A 20,172-nucleotide genomic window follows, 5' to 3' on the forward strand; every position below is an offset into this window, starting at 1 on the left:
TCATGCACTGCCCCTTCTGTAGGCACCCCGACAGCCGAGTCGTCGACAGCCGTACGACGGATGACGGCACGTCGATCCGCAGGCGCCGCCAGTGCCCTGACTGCTCCCGTCGTTTCACGACCGTGGAGACGTGCTCGCTCATGGTGGTGAAGCGGTCCGGAGTCACCGAGCCCTTCAGCCGTATCAAGGTCATCAACGGCGTGCGCAAGGCATGTCAGGGGCGGCCTGTCACCGAGGACGCGCTGGCTCAGCTCGGCCAGCGGGTCGAAGAGGCGGTCCGGGCCACCGGAAGTGCCGAGTTGACCACCCATGACGTGGGGCTGGCCATACTCGGCCCGTTGCAGGAGCTCGACCTCGTCGCCTATCTGCGATTCGCCTCCGTCTACCGGGCGTTCGACTCGCTCGAGGACTTCGAGGCCGCCATCGCGGAACTCAGGGACCAGACGGCACGCCTCGCCGCGGACGACGACGACCGCGAGGGCGATGCAGGGACTGTAGTGGGGAGCCGGGAAGACGAAGGCGGGACCGGAGGGACCGTGCAGGTCCCCGAGCCCGCCCACGCCGCCGACTGACCCGAGGGCCGGAACCGGGGTTTCGAGTCCGGGGACGGCCGGGCGGCGGCTGACCAAGACCTGCTGTGGGTGATAGCGCGTGGGTGCCCACAGCACAAGACAGAACACCGTGTCACGGGAACAAACGTGGCATTTTAGGGCGTTTTCGCCCGTAGAGGGAGGCGGCATGACAGAGACGGCGAGCGGTCCGGCACGAGGTTCCCGAGCCAAGGGCACCAAGACCACCAAGGGCCTGCGTATCGAGCGCATCCACACGACCCCCGGCGTGCACCCCTACGACGAGGTGGCCTGGGAGCGTCGTGACGTCGTCATGACCAACTGGCGCGACGGCTCGGTCAATTTCGAGCAGCGTGGCGTCGAGTTCCCCGACTTCTGGTCGGTGAACGCGGTCAACATCGTCACCAGCAAGTACTTCCGCGGTGCCGTCGGCACCCCGCAGCGCGAGACCGGCCTCAGGCAGCTGATCGACCGCATCGTGAAGACGTATCGCAAGGCCGGTGAGGACCACAAGTACTTCGCCTCGCCCGCCGACGCCGAGATCTTCGAGCACGAGCTGGCGTACGCCCTGCTGCACCAGATCTTCAGCTTCAACAGCCCCGTCTGGTTCAACGTCGGTACGCCGCAGCCCCAGCAGGTCTCCGCCTGCTTCATCCTGGCCGTCGACGACTCCATGGAGTCGATCCTCGACTGGTACAAGGAAGAGGGCATGATCTTCAAGGGCGGCTCCGGCGCCGGCCTGAACCTCTCCCGCATCCGCTCCTCCAAGGAGCTCCTCTCCTCCGGTGGCAACGCCTCGGGGCCGGTCTCCTTCATGCGCGGTGCCGACGCGTCCGCCGGCACCATCAAGTCCGGTGGCGCCACCCGTCGCGCGGCCAAGATGGTCGTCCTCGACGTGGACCACCCGGATGTCGAGGACTTCATCGCCACCAAGGTGAAGGAGGAGGAGAAGATCCGCGCCCTGCGCGACGCGGGCTTCGACATGGACCTGGGCGGCGACGACATCACGTCCGTCCAGTACCAGAACGCCAACAACAGCGTCCGCGTGAACGACGAGTTCATGACGGCCGTCGAGAACGGCACCGAGTTCGGCCTCCGCGCGCGTATGACCGGCGAGATCATCGAGAAGGTCGACGCCAAGGCGCTGTTCCGCAAGCTCGCCGAGGCCGCGTGGGCCTGTGCCGACCCGGGCATCCAGTACGACGGTGTGATCAACAACTGGCACACCTGCCCCGAGTCCGGCCGGATCACCGCGTCGAACCCGTGCAGCGAGTACATGCACCTGGACAACACGTCCTGCAACCTCGCCTCGCTGAACCTGATGAAGTTCCTCAAGGACGACAGCAAGGGCAACCAGTCCTTCGAGGCCGACCGTTTCCAGAAGGTCGTCGAGCTCGTCATCACCGCGATGGACATCTCCATCTGCTTCGCGGACTTCCCGACCCAGAAGATCGGCGAGAACACGCGCGCGTTCCGCCAGCTCGGCATCGGCTACGCCAACCTCGGCGCCCTGCTGATGGCCACCGGCCACGCCTACGACTCCGACGGCGGCCGCTCGCTGGCCGGCGCCATCACCTCCCTGATGACGGGCACGGCCTACCGCCGCTCCGCCGAACTGGCCTCCGTCGTCGGCACGTACGACGGCTACGCCCGCAACGCCGACGCCCACAACCGCGTCATGAAGCAGCACTCCGACGCCAACGGGGCGGCCGTCCGCATGGACGACCTGGACTCCCCGGTCTGGGCCGCCGCCACGGAGGCCTGGCAGGACGTGCTGCGCCTCGGTGAGAAGAACGGTTTCCGTAACTCCCAGGCGTCCGTGCTCGCCCCGACCGGCACCATCGGTCTGGCGATGTCCTGCGACACCACCGGCGTCGAGCCCGACCTCGCCCTGGTCAAGTTCAAGAAGCTCGTCGGCGGCGGCTCGATGCAGATCGTCAACGGCACCGTCCCGCAGGCCCTGCGCCGCCTGGGTTACCAGGAGGAGCAGATCGAGGCGATCGTCGCCCACATCGCCGACAACGGCAACGTGATCGACGCCCCCAGCCTCAAGCCGGAGCACTACGAGGTGTTCGACTGCGCCATGGGCGAGCGCGCCATCTCCCCGATGGGCCACGTCCGCATGATGGCCGCGATCCAGCCGTGGATCTCCGGTGCCATCTCCAAGACGGTCAACATGCCGGAGACGGCGACCGTCGAGGAGGTCGAGGAGATCTACTTCGAGGCCTGGAAGCTCGGCGTCAAGGCGCTCGCGATCTACCGCGACAACTGCAAGGTCGGTCAGCCCCTCTCCGCGAAGACCAAGGAGAAGGAGAAGACCGAGATCACCGAGAAGGCCGAGGAGACGATCCGCACCGCGGTCGAGAAGGTCATCGAGTACCGCCCGGTCCGCAAGCGTCTGCCCAAGGGCCGGCCCGGCATCACGACCTCCTTCACGGTCGGTGGCGCCGAGGGCTACATGACCGCCAATTCCTACCCGGACGACGGTCTCGGCGAGGTCTTCCTGAAGATGTCCAAGCAGGGTTCGACCCTCGCCGGGATGATGGACGCCTTCTCCATCGCGGTCTCCGTCGGTCTCCAGTACGGCGTGCCGCTGGAGACGTACGTCTCGAAGTTCACCAACATGCGCTTCGAGCCGGCCGGCATGACCGACGACCCGGACGTGCGGATGGCGCAGTCGATCGTCGACTACATCTTCCGCCGCCTGGCGCTCGACTTCCTGCCCTTCGAGACGCGTTCCGCGCTCGGCATCCACTCCGCCGAGGAGCGGCAGCGCCACCTGGAGACCGGTTCGTACGAGCCGACCTTCGAGGAGGAGAACGTGGACGTCGAGGGGCTCGCGCAGTCCGCTCCGCGTCAGACGGACCTGAAGGCCGTGGCCACCCCCAAGGCCGACGTCGAGGTGGCCGAGCCCGCCCCGAAGCAGGTTCACACCAGCGCCGAGCTGGTGGAGATGCAGCTGGGCATCCAGGCCGACGCCCCGCTGTGCTTCTCCTGCGGTACGAAGATGCAGCGGGCCGGTTCCTGCTACATCTGCGAGGGCTGCGGTTCGACCAGCGGTTGCAGCTGATCCCCGCCGTGCCGGTCAGGTCGCGATGACCTGACAAAGGGCGGTGGAGCCGGTTTCCGGCTCCACCGCCCTCGGTGTTTTCTCAAGGCTCCACCGTCCGCGAGGCGTCGGTGGCCGTCCTCCGTGCCTTCAGGAGTGGCGGACCTGGCCCATGGTCCTGGTGAAGGTCGCCGGGTCGTCCTCGAAGCCCTGGACACCGGAGTGGAACGACCATCCGTCGGACGACTCGCGCAGGAACTCCCCGACCGTCGCCGCGGTCGCGCCGAGGACGCCGGCGAAGTCGTCCTCGTCCAGGACGGTGTAGCCCTCCCGTATCCGGAAGGCGGGGTTGAGCACACCGACGAACGTGCGGTGCGGGTTCTGTTGTATGACGACACCGACGACCACGCGCGCGTACCGGGCGTCCAGGCGGTCGAGCTCCAGCGTCATCACCTCGTCCCAGCCGAAACCCTTGCCGTCCTTGCTGTCCCGGTTGAGATAGATCGTTCCGTCGGGGGAGCGACTGTCGAAGTGCACCACATAGGCAGGGGCACCATGCGGATCGCTCTCCAGGTAGGTCGCGGCCACGATGTCCAGGTCGGTGGGTGGCTGACCCGTCGGACTCGGGTCCCACTTCAGCGCCATCTCGACCTTGCGGATTCCCTTGTTGAGGCCGCTCACCGGATACCCCTCCCCGTTTCCCCGTCTGATATCGCCCTGAACCCGCCGACTCTCAGGGCCGGTTGCCCATCCTGCCACGCGCGTGTGCGCCCTCGCAGCGTCGCTCTGTGAACGAGAGTGACCAACGCCACGCCCACTGGCCGTACGATGGCGCGGTGCTGGTCAAGTGGATTCGCTGCACCGTGGTGGACCGCCGCGGTTTCGAACGGGGACAGCGAAAGTGGGCGGGGCTTCTGGGGGAGCCGGGGTTCCGGGGGCAGGGCGGGGGCTGGAGCAGGGGGCGGCCCTCCGTCGCGCATGTCTTCGCGTTCTGGGAGAGCCGCGCCTTCTATGACTCCTTCATGGCGCGTTCCCATGACCGGCTGGCGGCGGCTCAGTCGGGCACCTTCAAGGACGCCCAGGTGCGGCTGTTCGACTACCGCTTCGACGTGAAGACGGGCTTCGAACCGCGCTTCACCGACTCCGACCTGCTGCGGGTGGCCCTCTGCCGGGTCCACGAGGAACGGGCCGAGCACTTCACCCTCATGCAGGAGAAGGTGTGGAACCCCGCCATGGCCGGCTCGCCCGGCATGATCCGGGGGCTGTTCGCCGAGGCGCCCGGGCACGAGTTCATGGTGCTCTCGATGTGGCGCTCCGCGGCCGAACACGGAAAGTACCGAACCGAACGCGTGGAGCGGCTCGCGCTGCGCGCCCAGACGGAGGCGGACATATCCGCCCTCACCGGTGACATCGTCGAACTCGAGTCGACCTGGACGGTTTGAAAAACGGACGCACGGCCCCGTCGGACGTCCTGGGGCTCCGTTGGAGCCGTCGGACGCGTGGATCGTGCGCTGTACGCGCTTTCTGTTGCGGGATTTGTGTGACCTACGCTGTATGAAGGCCGTACGAGTGCTCAGTCGGCCGTCACCCGATCTAGGGTTTTGGCATGGCACGACCACGGCGCATCGTCCTTGTCCGGCACGGGGAGTCAACGGGCAATGTTGATGACACCGTCTACGAGCGTGAACCCGACCATGCACTGGCCCTGACCGAGCGAGGGTGGCAGCAGGCCGAGGAGACGGGAAAGACCCTGCGGGAGGTGTTCGGCCGCGAGCGGGTCAGCGTGTACGTCTCGCCCTACCGGCGTACACACGAGACTCTCCGGGCCTTCCACCTGGACTCCGAGCTCATACGGGTACGTGAAGAGCCCCGGCTGCGTGAGCAGGACTGGGGAAACTGGCAGGACCGCGACGACGTGCGGCTGCAGAAGACCTACCGCGACGCCTACGGGCACTTCTTCTACCGCTTCGCCCAGGGCGAGAGCGGCGCCGACGTCTACGACCGGGTCGGCGGCTTCCTGGAGAGCCTCTTCCGCAGCTTCGAGGCCCCCGACCACCCGCCGAACGTGCTCATCGTGACCCACGGGCTCGCGATGCGGCTGTTCTGCATGCGCTGGTTCCACTGGACGGTCGCGGAATTCGAGTCCCTCGCGAACCCGGGGAACGCCGAGATGCGGATGCTCGTTCTCGGGGACGAGGACAGGTACACGCTCGACCGGCCCTTCAACCGCTGGCGAGATCCGGAACCGTACGGGATCACCGGATAGAGTGGCAGAGCGATGACCGCTGACTCCTCTCCCGACCGGCGCCTTGAGCGCGCGCTGGCCAGCCTGCGCGGCCTCGCCCTGGGTGACGCGCTGGGCTCACAGTTCTTCGTGCCGGTGAACTATCCGCTGCTCCAGCGCCGCGCCCTGCCGCCCGGCCCCTGGCAGTGGACCGACGACACCGAGATGGCCTGCTCCGTCGTGGCCGTCCTGGCCGCTCACCACCGCATCGACCAGGACGCCCTCGCGCAGTCCTTCGCGCGGCACCACGACTTCGACCGCGGGTACGGTCCCGCGGTCAACCGGCTGCTGAGGCTGGTCAGGGAAGGCGCCGACTGGCGTGAGCTGTCGGCCGCCCTGTTCAACGGGCAGGGGTCCTGGGGCAACGGCGCCGCCATGCGCGTCGCCCCGCTGGGTGCCTGGTACGCGGACGATCCCGAGCAGGCGACCCACCAGGCCGAGATCTCCGCCTACCCCACACATCAGCACCGGGAGGCCGTGGTCGGGGCGATGGCCGTCGCCGCGGCCGCCGCGCTGGTCGGCGCCCCGGGAGGGCCGCCCAGCGCCGAGGCGCTTCTGGACGGCGTCGTCGCCCTCGTTCCCAAGAGTGCCGTCGGCGCCGGTCTGCGACGGGCCAGGGACATGCTCGACTACGCCGACGCGGCCACCGTCGCGGCAGTGCTGGGCTGCGGGAGACGGACGTCGGCCCACGACACCGTCCCCTTCGCGGTCTGGTCGGCGGCGCGCGCCCTCGGTGACTACGAGACGGCGTTCTGGACCACCGCGCAGGTCGGCGGCGATGTCGACACGACCTGCGCCATCGTGGGCGGAATACTCGCGTCCGGCGAGGCGGGGACTCCTCCGGAGGCATGGGCGCGACAGGTGGAAGCGCTGCCGGAGTGGATGCCGGTGCGCCACGCGGTGCCGGAAGCCTGAAGCTCTTCTGCGTCACGTGGTGCCAGAGCCTGAAGCTGCCAGCTGCCGTCTGCCGTCTGCCATCTGCCGTTTGTCGTTTGTCGGCGGTCGCCGTACGGCCACCGTGCGCGCGTAGTCGTGCTGGGGAAGGCGGCAGGGCAGCCGGTGAGAACTCTCGGTGTTCGATGGGAACTCTGCGTGACGGCCTGGGCGTTGTTCGGGCATCCGCAGTGGGACGTGTGCGTGCGGGTCGGCGGGTGGTCGTGGGACGGCAGAGGGGGTGCGCGTGCGGTTCGACGTGTTGGCGATCATGTTGTCGGTGTCGAGAGGCCGCGCGGGCCGACCCGGAAGCGGTGGACGCGCCTTCGTCGTGACGGGCGGTGACACTCCCGGGCCGGTCGGCAGTGCCGGTCCGTCAGCCGGCCATGGGACCCGCCGTGCCGGACAGTGCCTCCAGGTCGCTCTTCCGGACACGGATGACGAACCAGGCCGTCACCAGAGCGAGTACGGCCATCGCGGCGGCCGGGACGAAGGCCGTCGAGATGCCGTGGGCGAGTACCTCATGCCCCCAGGGAGCGGGCAACTGGTGCGTCTTGGCGAACTCGGCCTTCTGCTCGGGGGTTCCGTCCGCGAGGAACTTCGGCAGCTGTTTCTCCGCCTCGTCCTTGCTCGCCGTACCGAAGACGGTCGTCAGGATGGACAGCCCGAGCGACCCTCCCACCTGCTGCGTGGCGTTGAGCAGACCGGACGCGGCGCCTGCCTCGTGCGGGGCGACACCGGAGACGGCGGTCACCGTCACCGTCACGAAGTTCAGTCCCATGCCGAAGCCGAAGACCACCATCGGCCCGAGCACTCCGCCGACATAGGAGCTGTCGGGGCTGATGAAGGCCTGCCAGGTGAGGCCGACCGCCACCAGCGCGGAACCGACGAGCATGAACGGCTTGGGGCCGACGGTGGGCAGGAAGCGTTGCGACAGGCCCGCGCCCGCGGCGATGGCGACCGTGACGGGGAGGAAGGCGAGCCCCGCCTTGATCGGGCTGTAGCCCAGCACGTTCTGCACGAAGAGAACGATGTAGAAGAACATGCCGAACATGGCCGCAGCGAGGCTCAGCATGATCACGTACGTACCCGAGCGGTTGCGGTCGGCGAACATCTTCAGCGGGGTGATGGGCTCCTTGGCCCGCGACTCCGTGAACACGAAGGCGACCAGCAGGACCAGCGCGACCGCGAAGGCGCCGATGGTCAGACTGTCCCGCCAGCCTTCCTCCGCCGCGCGGATGAACGCGTAGACCAGGGAGGCCATGCCGAGCGTGGAGGTCAGCGCGCCGGCTATGTCGAAGCGTCCGGGGTGGCGTTCGGACTCGCTGATGTACAGCGGTGTGACGAAGGCTATGAGCACGCCGATGGGCACGTTGACGAACAGCACCCAGCGCCAGTCGAGCCACTCGGTGAGCATGCCGCCCGCGAGCAGGCCGATGGCGCCGCCGCCCGCGGAGACCGCGGCGAAGACGCCGAAGGCCCGGTTCCGCTCCGGCCCCTCGGGGAACGTGGTGGTGATGAGCGCCAGCGAAGTGGGCGACGCGATCGCGCCTCCCACGCCCTGGAGGGCGCGTGCGGCGAGCAACTGCCAGGGTTCCTGCGCCAGTCCGCCCAGGAGCGAGGCGAAGGTGAAGAGAAGGATGCCGGCCATGAACACGCGTCGCCGGCCGAGGATGTCACCCGCCCTGGCGCCGAGCAGCAGCAGGCCGCCGAAGGTGAGCGTGTAGGCGCTGACCACCCAGGTGAGATCGGTGGTGCTGAACTTGAGCGAGTCTTGAATGTGCGGAAGCGCGATGTTCACAATCGTCGCGTCGAGTACCACCATGAGTTGGCAGGCCGCGATCACGGTGAGTGCGATGCCGGGATGCCCCTCCCGGCGGGCCGCCCCGGGTTTCTGGTTCTGAGTCAGCTGAGAGGTTGTCACTATGAGTCCCCCACAAGAGCATTAGTGAACGATGGCGTTCACTGGCGCGTCAACGGTAGTGAGTCCCTCGTAGTGAACGCAAGCGTTCACTTGCGGCGTCGCCTCTCGGCGTGTCCCCCGTCGCGGTCGCGCAGAGCCTCGCTCCACCCCTTGATCCCTGCTCCCATTGATCCCCGCTCCCCCTGATCCCCGCTCCCCCTGATCCCCGCTCCTCTGTTCGCTGGAGACACCTGGATGGTTACTTCGCGCTGGACGGCCGCCCCCGCTCGGGCGTCCTCTCCCCGCCGGCGCGGCGCCGTGCTCGAACGTGCGATTCTCGATGCCACGCTGGAGCAGTTGGGCACCGTCGGCTGGAACGGCCTCACGATGGAAGGGGTGGCGGCCGGCGCCCAGACCGGCAAGGCCGCCGTCTATCGGCGCTGGCCCTCCAAGGAGGCGCTCGTCGCGGACGCCCTACGGGCCGGATTGCCCCGGCTGGATGCCGTGCCCGATCTGGGCAGCGTGCGCGCGGACCTCATGGCGCTGTGTCGTGACGCGCGGGACGCGATGTTTTCCCGCCCCGGTTTCGCGTTGCGTTCGATCATTCACGAATGCGATCCGACTCAGGCTCAACGCTTCCATACCTTGATCATCGATGGAGTGGTGGAGCCGACCGTGAAATTGCTTCGCGAGGTCGTCAGCCGCGGAATCGGGAGAGGGGAGGTGCGGTCCGACGCGGCGAACGGCTACGTGTTCGATGTCATTCCGGCCATGATGATGTATCGATCGAAGATGTGCGGAAGCGAATGGAATGATCACGAGCTCGATGAGATGATCGACCGGCTCATGCTGCCGCTGCTGCGGCCGGACCGATCGTGAGCGCGGATTCGGTGCCCCTGTGATCGCTCGGCGGGGGCCCTGCGCCGACCGGGGTGTCGCAACGGGATCCCGGCGGCGTAATCTAAGGGCGCCATGCCGTACGAACCACCCACTCACACCGTCGAGCGCTCCCTTCGCGCCACGACCGGAGCGAAGGTCGTTGCCGGTGTCGACGAGGTGGGCCGCGGTGCCTGGGCCGGACCCGTCACCGTCTGCGCCGCCGTCACCGGACTCCGCAGGCCACCCGTAGGCCTCACCGATTCCAAGCTGCTCACCGTCAAGCGGCGCAACGAGCTCTCCCAGGAGCTGCTGACGTGGGTGACCTCGCACGCCCTGGGTCACGCCTCCCCGGAGGAGATCGACGACCTCGGGATGACCGCCGCGCTCCGGCTCGCCGCCGGGCGGGCCCTGGAGGCCCTCCCGATCCGCCCGGACGCGGTGATCCTCGACGGGAAGCACGACTACCTCGGCGCCCCGTGGCGGGTCCGTACGGTGATCAAGGGTGACCAGTCCTGTGTGGCGGTCGCGGCGGCCTCGGTGATCGCCAAGGTCCAGCGCGACAAAATGATGGCCGAACTGGGTATCGACCATGCAGACTTCGGTTTTGCGGACAATGCCGGGTATCCGTCGCCCGTGCACAAGGCCGCACTGGAGGAGCGGGGACCCACTCCGCTCCACCGGTTGTCGTGGGCGTATCTTGATGCGCTGCCCCAGTGGCGGCACCTCAAGAAGGCCCGCACCTGGGCGAACGGGAGCGTTTCGGGAGTCGAAGGTCAACTCGGCTTCGACTTCTGACGATTCCGGTCGCACTGATGTGCCACCCGCTGGCGCTAGCCGCACCAACGTTTGATAAATAACAGCTCATGCCTCTCATTCCCCAGGAGCCTCAGATTCACGAGAGTGCCCAGGGTCCCCGCGCCACTCCGGCCAGCGGCCGCACAGCGCCGACCCCTCGACCTGTACCCGGACCCCGTCCCGCGGCTCCGTCGCGTCCCGGTCGTCCCGGACCCGTCCGGCCCGCACCACCGGCGCAACGCGCGCCGCGTGACGCGGCCGCCAAGCCCGGGCCCTCGGCCCCGGCCGCCCCTGCCGTCGCCGCGCCCGCTTCGGTGACTCCCCAGGTTCAGCTGATCCCGGCCTCGGCCGAGGGGGCGCTGGACGCCGCCGAGGAGGCCGTGGACCTCCTCCTGGAATCGGGCCGTACTCCGGGGGACGTGCTGGTGGTCACCACCGGCGAGCAGCACCCCTGGGCCACCCACGAACTGTCCTTCGGTGAGGCGCCCTACTGGGCGCAGCACGACGCGGGAGACGACGTCTTCTACGCCGATGCCGCCGCCCTGGACCGTGCGGGCGTGCGTCCCGTCGTCGTGGTCGCCGTCAACGGGGGACCCGACTCCGTGGCCGCCACCGCGCTGCCGCTGGCCCGTGCTCGGGCAGCCGGCCTGCTGATCGTCTGCGGCGACCCGCAGCAGATCAACGCGGCACTGAGCGCGGGTGTCTGAGCCGGTTCCGGTAGGCCGGTAGGCGCCGGGGTCACGGAGGCGTCGCCTGTGCGGCGCCTCTGTGGTGTGCGCCCCGCCGGTAGGGCTTTTGCGTGTGCCGGACGGCCGGAGTCCGGGCGCGCGAGGATGCGGGTCGCCCCCGGGAGGTTCGCACCTCCCGGGGGCCGACGTTCCTGTCGTGTCTTCGGCCGCCGGCCGCCTCTCAGCGGGCTGCCGCGCGCCGGAGTACCTCCGAGGCGGCGCCGCCGGTTCGGGGCAGCGGCGGTGGGGCCTCGGACAGTGCGAAGGGCTCCGGAGTCGAATCGGCGTGGGGCCGACGGCCTCCGCGCCCCTCGCCGAGAACCTGCCAGCCGTCCCGGGTGAGCGTGATGTACGCCCCACAGCGCAACCCGTGCAACGTGCAGGCATCGCGCAGACCCCACATCCACGCCCCGTCCTCTTCCGTCCAGCGCGCGTCGCCGTCCCGGCAGTAGAGCAGCACGGCGGTGCGCACGGGCGTGCGCAGCCGAAGGTCGTGCGGGATGACCCGGCGCAGCTGGGCGAGCAGGGCGTTGCGGAACATCCAGCCGTCGGACGATGCCTGGCGCCGGGTGAACGAGGCGCTGGCCCGCACCCGTTCGTCCGGGTCGAGCACGGCCACGATCGCGGTGGCCGGCCGTGGCCGGTGCCGCGAGTGCAGTCCGCTGACGACTTCCCGCGGGTTGCGCAGCAGCGGGATGCCGGCCGCTGCCCACTCGGCGGGTTCGAGCAGGCGGGTGGCGGAGGTGGCGGACGTGGACGTCGACAGCGATGCCGCCGAGGACGGAGCGAATCCGAAGGTCACGATCCTCCCTTCGGCTACGGCCCACACAGCGGGCGGGTCGGATTCGGGGGAGCGCACGCCGCAGCAAAGCCCTACCGGACTACGGGCGAGCCGTGCGGGGAGCGGAACTCAATTCTTCCTGGCGAACTGGGATGCGGCAACGAGCAATTGGGGCCACCGACCGTTATGTGACGATGAGTGACTTATATCCTTACCCAGTGATTCTCGGAAGGACACGTGAGCCGCCAGCTCACGCCCTGTGAGTGCCTCCGCGGCGGCGGATTCGACGGACAACCACACCGGCCCACCGATGCCGAGGCTCCACTGACAGGCGGTCGGACGCGCTCGGGACACGCGTCGACGGTCGCAACCCGTGGTCAGCCTTGCACGGCCAGTACCAGAGGCAACACCCCCTGCGCGCCCGCGCGGCGCAGCATCCGGGCCGCGACCGCGAGAGTCCAGCCCGTCTCGGTGTAGTCGTCCACGAGCAGAACGGGTCCCGCAGCTTCGGTGAGCGCGGCGGCGAGCGCCGGCGGCACCTCCAGCATGCCGTGGAGCGCCTTGAGGCGCTGGGCGCTGTTGCTCCGGGAGATCGGCGAGGCGTCGGCCGTGTACTCCACCGAGCCCAGGAGCGGCAGTCGGCCGACTTCGGAGATGCGCGCACCAAGGGAATGGATCAACCGCGGTCGGGTGCGGGAGGCGATGGTGACCACGCCGACCGGGCGTGGCGAGGCGTCGCTCACCGCGGAGGCCCAACCGCCGGGACCCTTCGCCCAGTCGGCCAGCACCCCCACCACGGCCCTCGCGACATCGTCCGGAACCTGCTCGTCGGAAGCCTGGGCAGTGAACATCGGGCGCAACCGGTTGCCCCAGCCGATGTCGGAGAGGCGCCCCAACGCCCGCCCGGTCGAAGCCTGTTCACCGGCCGGAATGCGCCCCTTGAGTTCCACGCCGATCGCCGGGAGGCCGGTCGGCCACATCCGGCGGGGCTCCACCTCGACGCCCGCGCGGCCCAGGTCCACTCGCGCGGCGTCCAGCGCGGCCGTGGACGTCTCTGCGGTGTAGCGCGCCCCCGCGCAATTGTCGCACCGGCCGCAGGGCTTGGCGCCCTCGTCGTCGAGCTGACGCTGCAGGAACTCCATCCGGCAGTCCGTCGTCGACGCGTACTGCCGCATCGCCTCCTGCTCGGCCTTGCGCTGCCTGGCGACCCACGCGTACCGCTCGGTCTCGTACGTCCACGGCTGCCCGGTCGCGAGCCAGCCGCCCTTGACCCGTTTGACCGCCCCGTCCACGTCGAGGACCTTGAGCATGGTCTCCAGGCGGGAGCGGCGCAGCTCCACCAAGGGCTCCAGAGCGGGCAGCGACACGGGGCGCCCCGCCCGCGCGAGGACGTCCAGGGTGCGGCGCACCAGCTCCTCCGACGGGAAGGCGAGCGACGCGAAGTACTCCCAGATCGCCTCGTCCTCCTTCCCCGGCAGCAGGAGAACCTCCGCGTGCTCCACACCGCGGCCGGCGCGGCCCACCTGCTGGTAGTACGCGATGGGGGAGGAGGGCGAACCCAGGTGCACGACGAATCCGAGGTCGGGCTTGTCGAAGCCCATGCCGAGCGCGGAGGTTGCGACCAGCGCCTTGACCTTGTTGGCCAGCAGGTCCTCCTCGGCCTGCTGCCGGTCGGCGTTCTCCGTGCGTCCGGTGTACGAGGCGACGATGTGGCCGCGCTGGCGGAGGAAGGCGGTGACCTCCTCCGCGGCGGCGACGGTGAGCGTGTAGACGATTCCGGAGCCGGGCAGGTCGTCGAAGTGGTCGGCGAGCCACGCCATCCGGTGCGCGGCGTCGGGCAGCCGCAGCACGTTCAGGCTGAGGCTCTCGCGGTCCAGCGGGCCGCGCAGCACCAGGGCGTCCGAGGTGCCGCCGGTGCCGAGCTGTTCGGCTACGTCGGACGTCACGCGCGCATTGGCGGTAGCGGTCGTCGCGAGCACCGGTACCCCCGCCGGGAGATCGGTGAGCATGGTCCGCAGCCGACGGTAGTCCGGGCGGAAGTCGTGGCCCCAGTCGGAGATGCAGTGGGCTTCGTCGACCACGAGCAGCCCGGTCGCGGCGGCCAGTGCGGGCAGTACCTCGTCCCGGAAATCAGGGTTGTTGAGCCGCTCCGGGCTGACCAGCAGGACGTCGACCTCGCCGGCGGCGATCTCGGCCTGCACGGTGGCCCACTCCTCGGTGTTCGAGGAGTTGATCGTCCGTGCGTGGATACCGGCCCGGGCCGCGGCCTCGACCTGGTTGCGCATCAGGGCGAGCAGCGGGGAGACGATCACCGTGGGGCCCGAACCGCGGGCTCGGAGCAGAGAGGTCGCCACGAAATAGACGGCGGACTTGCCCCACCCCGTCCGCTGCACCACCAGGGCCCGGCGCCGGTCCGCGACCAGCGCCTCGATCGCCCGCCACTGGTCCTCGCGCAGCCGGGCCACGCCTGTGGCATCACCGACGAGGCGGGCGAGTACGGCGTCGGCGTCGGCCCGGAGATCCGCGTTGTTCGTGTGCTCCATGCCCCCATACAACAGGACGGCGCTGACAATCCGGTCAGCGGCGGAGGGGACCGGGTATTGCCCGGCGGCACCGAGGCCCCTCCCCTCCGGATTCCTGACGTGCCCCTGATCGGACTTTTCCACAGGCCAAGCGGAACCTCATGATCCGCGAGATCGTCGGCGCATGACGAATCACAGCGAAACCACTGGATCCTCCGAAAACGGCGACATCACCGGACACGACGGACGCGAGCACCCGGCGAGCGCCGGCCACACGGTGTTCGAGGGAGACGTCGGGTACGGCGCGAACCCCGCCGACCACCAGGTCACCCTGCGGACTCCGGCGGAGCTGGCCGACGCCCTGCCCTACCTGCTCGGGTACCGGCCGGAGGACAGCATCGTCCTGGTCGCCCTGCACGACCGTGGCGGACGAGGCCGGTTCGGCGGCCGGGCACGGCTCGGCATTCCCGCGAACCCGGACGACTGGGGAGCCGTCGCCCAGCAGTTGACGCAGGGGCTCGTGAAGGGCAGCGAACGCCGGGGCACCCGTCCCGCGAGCATGGTCGCCTACCTCTGCCAGGAACCGGGAAAGGGGGAGACGGGCCGTCAGGTGATGGAGCGGCTCGAACCGCTGGCCCACCGACTGCGCCTCGAGTGCGGCCGCCTCGACGTCCCCGTGATCGAGGCGCTCTGTATCGCCGACGGCCGTTTCTGGTCGTACTGCTGCGGCGGCAAGGGCTGTTGCCCGGTCGAAGGGGTGGCGATGGGCCTGCCCGGCACCTCTGTGCTGGCCGCGGCCGCGACCTACGCGGGCATCCAGGTCCGCGGCACCCTGCGCGAGTTGCGTGCCCGACTGCTTCCCCTGGAGACCGGTGCCGCGCTGGAGCAGGAGATCGCCCTGGACACCGCCGGTATGGCGCTCGTCCCGAGGATCCTCGACGAGGCGAGCCGCGCGGCCGTGGCCCAGGAGACGCTGGATCTGGCCGGCCGGGTGGTGCGCCGCCTCGCCGAGGCCCCCGTGGTGCCGGGCGCTCTCCCGGCGGACCGCCGAGACGACGAACTGCTCGGATCCGACGAGGCCGCAGCGTTGATTCTCGGCCTCCAGGACCGGGTGACGCGTGACCGGGCGGCGGGCTGGATGGAGGGCGACGAGGCGGCCCCCGCCCTGCGTCTCTGGCGGGCCCTGGCCCGGCGCTGCGTCGGACCCTACGGCGAACACGCGGCGGCGCCCCTCACCCTCGCCGGCTGGGTCGCCTGGTCCACCGGCGATGAGCTCGAGGCGAGGGAGGCTCTCGCCATGGCCCTGGGAGCGGACCCGGACTATCTGTTCGCCCGCCTTCTGCACCAGGCCTGCAACGAGGGCCTCGACCCCGAGTCGGTCCGACGCTGTCTGCGCGCCGAGCGCGAGGACGGCGGGCTGCCCACGACAGCCGCAACGCCCGGCAAGCCGCCTGTGACCGAAGACTCCGAGGGACCCGAGGGGGCCGAGGGCAGCAAAACGTCCGAGGGCACGCAGGACCCGGGCGGGACGGAATTCCCCGCAGGCCAGTGCGGAACAGAGAGGGGAGAGGCGTCCGCCGACCTTCGGGGTCCAGACGCGGGGAATCGCCCCGGCGAGGAAAGCCGTTCCGAGCAGGGAGGCCGCTCCGGCGATGGAGACCGCTCCAGCGCGCCGGACGACCGGGACGGCGCCGGCGAAGCCGGGCACGGGGACCGACCCGGCGAGGTGAAGGGCCGCACCTCCGGCGTACTCCCGCACGCTTCGGCCACGCCCGCCTCGGAACCTGCGCCGGTACCCGCCCCCGCCGCTGCTCGCAGGCGCCGCCGTGTCCGCCCCAGCGCAGCGGGCGCGGTCCACGCACCGGCAGCGGCCGGAGCGGAAGAAGGCCAGGAACCGGAACGCCACGCGCGGGGAGCGAACGAGCCTCGCGCTCACACACCGAGGCCGCGTGTCACGCGCCCTGCCGCGCCGAGCCGGGGCGGATCCCGAACCCGCCCCGCGGGGAAGGCCCCTACGCGGCGCCGCGACGCCTGCCCGGAAGGCCTGCGGTCCGACAGCGGCGACACGACGGGGCAGGGGTGACGCCCGTCCTGCCGCCGGGGTGAAGGACGGTGCTGCGCGGGCGGGCCGGCGAGGACCGAGGCCGCGGTGACGGACTGCCCTCCCGGGTGAACGCCGCCGACCGGACACCCCGCCCCGACAGCCCTGACGTGGCCTCGAAACCGACTTCGCAGGCTCCGAAGCCGACTCCGCAGCCTCCGCAGCCGGCTCCGCGGGCTCCGAAGCCGGCCCGGCGGGTGACCGGATCCGGCGGCCATTCGGTGGGGCCTGCGGCCCAGGGGCGTGACCTGGCGGAGTCCCGCCCCGTTCACCTGAGTGGCGGAACGCCTGCACGGGGCGCGCCGCCGCAGCGCACCCGCCCTGCCGGAGCCGTCCACCCGGCCTCGACCATGCCCGAGGCGCACAGAGAGCAGAAGAAGTCACCGCATGCACCAGCCGACTCCGCCCTCAGCCGCCGACGCACTCTCCAGCCACGACACCTCGACGCCGGTCCCCGACGCGGGAGCCGACCCACCGCTCACGGACGGGCCGGATCCGCACCGGGCCGGAGTTCCGGGCGAGGGCCGGCGCACCTCACCACCCGCTCCCACCACCGGCCCGGTCGCAGGCCCGCGCCCGCCCGCCGGACCGGGCAGCCGCGGCACGTCCGCCTTCCCGTCGGCCGGCACCGCGCGGCGCCCGCCGCCCTCGTCCAGAGGCGCCGGACCTTCGCCCGGGACGCCGGCCCAGCCCCGCCCGGTCGGCCTGCCCCCCGCCCACACGGCGATGATCTGCGTCGCCCTGCCGGGCCTCGCCATCTCGACCGATCAGGGGCAGCTGACGGGGCATGGGCTGGAAGGGTTCTACCGGGCGGGCCGACGCGTCCTGTCCCGTTGCCAGGTGCGGGTGGCGGGACGTGAACCGCTGGCGGTCCAGGCCCGGATGACCTCGGCCGACCGGGCCCGTTTCATCGGCACGCTCCGGGTCACACCGCACGGCGGCCCGGACCCGGACATCGTCGTCGAGCGGACCCGTTCCGCGGACGGCACGGAACTGATCACGCTGCACAGCGCCGCCGCCCGGCCGCTGCGCCTCCCGGTCGAGGTGGCGCTCGGTACCGATCTGGCCGACCTGGGGGCGATCGCGTCCGGCACCGTGGGGCCCGAACTCGCCGCCAGCGTCCACGACTGCGGCCTGCGGTGGTCCTGTGCCGCCGGGGCCTCGAGCGTCACGGCCGACCCGCCGCCGGCCGACGCGATCGCCTCCGCGGGACTGCTGCGCTGGGACTTCGACGTGCCTCCCGGCGGAACCGTCCGCGTGGAGCTGAGAGTCCGCCTGGACGGTGCGGGACCGGTCCGAGCCGTGGGGCGGGCGGCCACCGGCCCGTTGGCCACGGCACAGGCGACGGGCGACGATCCACGCGTCCGGGCGCTCCTGGCGGCGAGCGTCGCGGACCTCCAGGCCTTGTTGGTGCGCGACCCGGCACATCCCGCGGACACCCACCTCGCGGCAGGGGCGCCGTGGCGCTGCGGCCTGGCACCTGCGGACGCGCTTGTCGCGGCCCGCATGACACTGCCTCTCGGGACCCGCCTCACCGTCGGCACGCTGCGCACCCTGGCCCGTACACAGATCACGGCTCCGGGACCACGGTGCGGCATGATCCCCGGCCCCCGTCGGGACGCGGGCGCGCACCTTCCGCCGGGATGCACGGGCACCGAGGCCACGCTGCTCTTCCCGGTGCTCCTCGCGGAGGCCCGCCGATGGGGCCTGCCCGACCACGAGACGGAGGAGCTGCTCCCGGCCGCCGAGCGCTGCCTGGCCTGGCTGCGCACCACGGTCGGCGAGGGGCCCTACGTGAGTGATCCCCAACCCGGTGGGCCCGTCCGCTGCGAGACACAGGCCTACGCCCACCGGGCCGCACTGCTCGGCGCCGACCTGCTCGACGCCTGCGGCAGACCGGGCGGGGACGGGCTGCGGGAGTGGTCCCGCAAGCTGCGCGCCACCTTCCGGCGGGACTTCTGGATCGACGACCCCGGAGGCGGCCGGCCCGCGGCCGCCCGTACCCCGGACGGGCGGCCGCTGCCCCACCTCTGCGCGACGGCGGTCCACCTGCTCGACACCGGGTTGCTGGGCGGCGGCGCTCACGCTCCCGGGCTGCTGGACCGGGTGCAGACCGAACAGCTGGCCCGGCTGCTCGGCAGCCCGGTCATGGACTCGGGCTGGGGGCTGCGTGGCCTCGGCGCGAAGGAGGTCGGCTACAACCCCTTCGGCCACCGCAGCGGCGCCGTCCGGGTCCACGAGACGGCGATCGCCGTCGCCGGCCTGGCAGCCGCGGGCTACGAGAAGGAGGGCGCCGCGCTGCTGCGAGGCGTACTGACGGCGGCCGAGGCCTTCGGCCACCGCCTCCCGGAGATGTACGCGGGGGAGCAACGCGGTGACGGGACGGCCCCGCTTCCCCACCCGGCCGCCTGTCGTCCCGCGGCCACTTCGGCGGCGGCCGGTGTCCTGTTGCTGAACACCCTGGCCGGCGTCCGGCCCGATGCTCCGGGCGGGACCGTCACCCTGCGGCCACTGCGCGGCGCACCCCTGGGGGAGATCGGCCTGACCGGGCTGCGGGTCGCCGGTGCCCCCTTCTCCGTACGGGTCAGTCGGCTCGGTCTCGCCATGGTCGAGGAAGCGGCCGACGGACTCCAGTTGGGAGTGTGACCTCGTACGACACACCTCCGGACGCCGGCCCGGGCGGACGACGACGGCCGGGCGGTACCGAAGTGGATCAGCCATCGAAGCGGCCGACGAAGGGAGTGTTTATCGTCAGGAAGACGACTATGATCGCCGCATGCCCTACGACCCGTCAGCCTTTCCGCCCTTCGCCGTCACCGTGGACCTGGTCGTGCTGACCGTGCGCCGCCATGCCCTGTGCGCGCTGGCGGTGCGCAGGGGCGAGGCGCCGTTCCAGGGACGGTGGGCGCTTCCGGGCGGCTTCGTACGGGCCGACGAGGACCTCACCCAGGCCGCGGCGCGCGAGCTGGCCGAGGAGACGGGACTGCGTGCCCACGATCCCTCGGCCCCGGCGCACGACAACGGTGCCCATCTGGAGCAGCTCGCCACGTACGGCGACCCCAAGCGCGACCCCAGGATGCGTGTCGTCAGCGTCGCGCACCTGGCGCTCGCACCGGACCTGCCGGCCCCGCGAGCGGGCGGAGACGCCAGCAACGCGCGGTGGGCGCCGGTGGAGGAACTGCTTCAGCACGGCGGTTACGGGCGGGACGGTGAGCCGGTCGCACCGCTCGCCTTCGATCACACCCAGATCCTCGCGGACGGCGTGGAGCGGGCCCGTTCCAAGATCGAGTACTCGTCCCTCGCGACCGCGTTCTGCCCCACCGAATTCACGGTCGGCGAGCTCCGCCGGGTCTACGAGGCGGTGTGGGGCGTGGCGCTCGACCCGCGCAACTTCCACCGCAAGGTGACCGGCACACCCGGCTTCCTGGTGCCCACCGGTGGCACCACCACCCGGCAGGGCGGCCGCCCTGCGCAGTTGTTCCGAGCGGGCGGCGCGACTTTGCTCAATCCGCCGATGCTGCGGCCCGAGGTGTGACGCAGGCCGATCGGGCCGGCCGCAGGTCGGGGAGGTGCTCGAACCGGTCGGCCGCGGCTGCGTGACGTCTGCGCGGTGCCACCGTGCGGTGAA

Annotated in this window: 15 protein-coding genes; 11 read left to right on the forward strand and 4 right to left on the reverse strand. The window is 70.8% G+C overall.

Going from position 1 to position 20,172, the window contains the following annotated elements:
- Positions 1–2: 2 nt before the first annotated feature.
- Positions 3–572 (forward strand): transcriptional regulator NrdR, encoded by a 570-nt coding sequence (gene nrdR, locus ASD48_RS33630; protein WP_057606090.1) that lies wholly within the window; start codon positions 3–5, stop codon positions 570–572.
- A gap of 166 nt (positions 573–738) precedes the next feature.
- Entirely contained in the window at positions 739–3,639 is a 2,901-nt protein-coding gene (locus ASD48_RS33635; RefSeq protein ID WP_057605667.1) for a vitamin B12-dependent ribonucleotide reductase, read from the forward strand.
- 129 nt (positions 3,640–3,768) lie between these two features.
- Here ASD48_RS33635 and ASD48_RS33640 read toward each other — a convergent pair whose 3' ends face one another.
- Positions 3,769–4,299: a TerD family protein gene (locus ASD48_RS33640; RefSeq protein ID WP_057605668.1), complete on the reverse strand. Its 531-nt coding sequence runs from the start codon at positions 4,297–4,299 to the stop codon at positions 3,769–3,771.
- A gap of 155 nt (positions 4,300–4,454) precedes the next feature.
- On the opposite strand from ASD48_RS33640, the gene ASD48_RS33645 reads away from it, so the two are divergent.
- The 3 genes from ASD48_RS33645 to ASD48_RS33655 all read left to right on the forward strand — a co-directional run bounded on the left by ASD48_RS33645 (position 4,455) and on the right by ASD48_RS33655 (position 6,817).
- On the forward strand, positions 4,455–5,060 hold the full coding sequence (locus ASD48_RS33645; RefSeq protein WP_020125079.1) for a YdbC family protein: 606 nt from the start codon (positions 4,455–4,457) through the stop codon (positions 5,058–5,060).
- A 164-nt stretch (positions 5,061–5,224) separates the two neighbouring features.
- Positions 5,225–5,884: a phosphoglycerate mutase family protein gene (locus ASD48_RS33650; RefSeq protein ID WP_057605669.1), complete on the forward strand. Its 660-nt coding sequence runs from the start codon at positions 5,225–5,227 to the stop codon at positions 5,882–5,884.
- Positions 5,885–5,896: 12 nt separating this feature from the next.
- A complete protein-coding gene (locus tag ASD48_RS33655; RefSeq protein WP_057605670.1) occupies positions 5,897–6,817 on the forward strand; it encodes an ADP-ribosylglycohydrolase family protein in 921 nt (306 codons plus the stop codon).
- A gap of 394 nt (positions 6,818–7,211) precedes the next feature.
- Here ASD48_RS33655 and ASD48_RS33660 read toward each other — a convergent pair whose 3' ends face one another.
- The gene (locus ASD48_RS33660; RefSeq protein WP_079074135.1) at positions 7,212–8,759 is read right to left on the reverse strand and encodes an MFS transporter; all 1,548 of its coding nucleotides are present in this window, start codon (positions 8,757–8,759) and stop codon (positions 7,212–7,214) included.
- Positions 8,760–8,993: 234 nt separating this feature from the next.
- Between ASD48_RS33660 and ASD48_RS33665 the strand changes: the two genes are divergently transcribed.
- The 3 genes from ASD48_RS33665 (at position 8,994) to ASD48_RS33675 (ending at position 11,119) form a co-directional block, all read left to right on the forward strand.
- Positions 8,994–9,617 (forward strand): TetR/AcrR family transcriptional regulator, encoded by a 624-nt coding sequence (locus tag ASD48_RS33665; protein ID WP_057605671.1) that lies wholly within the window; start codon positions 8,994–8,996, stop codon positions 9,615–9,617.
- Between the two features lie 93 nt (positions 9,618–9,710).
- Entirely contained in the window at positions 9,711–10,412 is a 702-nt protein-coding gene (locus ASD48_RS33670; RefSeq protein ID WP_057605672.1) for a ribonuclease HII, read from the forward strand.
- A 68-nt stretch (positions 10,413–10,480) separates the two neighbouring features.
- The gene (locus ASD48_RS33675) at positions 10,481–11,119 is read left to right on the forward strand and encodes a hypothetical protein (protein ID WP_057605673.1); all 639 of its coding nucleotides are present in this window, start codon (positions 10,481–10,483) and stop codon (positions 11,117–11,119) included.
- A gap of 202 nt (positions 11,120–11,321) precedes the next feature.
- Here the strand turns inward: ASD48_RS33675 and ASD48_RS33680 are convergent, their stop codons facing one another.
- The gene (locus ASD48_RS33680; protein WP_020125086.1) at positions 11,322–11,942 is read right to left on the reverse strand and encodes a hypothetical protein; all 621 of its coding nucleotides are present in this window, start codon (positions 11,940–11,942) and stop codon (positions 11,322–11,324) included.
- Positions 11,943–12,298: 356 nt separating this feature from the next.
- Positions 12,299–14,464: a RecQ family ATP-dependent DNA helicase gene (locus ASD48_RS33685; protein WP_057605674.1), complete on the reverse strand. Its 2,166-nt coding sequence runs from the start codon at positions 14,462–14,464 to the stop codon at positions 12,299–12,301.
- A 163-nt stretch (positions 14,465–14,627) separates the two neighbouring features.
- On the opposite strand from ASD48_RS33685, the gene ASD48_RS33690 reads away from it, so the two are divergent.
- From ASD48_RS33690 to ASD48_RS33700, 3 genes are all read left to right on the forward strand, one after another.
- Positions 14,628–16,526 (forward strand): DUF4192 domain-containing protein, encoded by a 1,899-nt coding sequence (locus ASD48_RS33690; RefSeq protein ID WP_079074137.1) that lies wholly within the window; start codon positions 14,628–14,630, stop codon positions 16,524–16,526.
- A gap of 744 nt (positions 16,527–17,270) precedes the next feature.
- The gene (locus ASD48_RS33695) at positions 17,271–19,190 is read left to right on the forward strand and encodes a glycogen debranching N-terminal domain-containing protein (protein ID WP_079074139.1); all 1,920 of its coding nucleotides are present in this window, start codon (positions 17,271–17,273) and stop codon (positions 19,188–19,190) included.
- 130 nt (positions 19,191–19,320) lie between these two features.
- Complete coding sequence (locus ASD48_RS33700; protein WP_057605675.1) at positions 19,321–20,079, forward strand: NUDIX hydrolase; 759 nt, start codon at positions 19,321–19,323, stop codon at positions 20,077–20,079.
- Positions 20,080–20,172 lie beyond the last annotated feature (93 nt).

The sequence above is a fragment of the Streptomyces sp. Root1310 genome (genome assembly GCF_001426425.1).
In the GTDB taxonomy this organism is placed as follows: Bacteria; Actinomycetota; Actinomycetes; order Streptomycetales; family Streptomycetaceae; genus Streptomyces.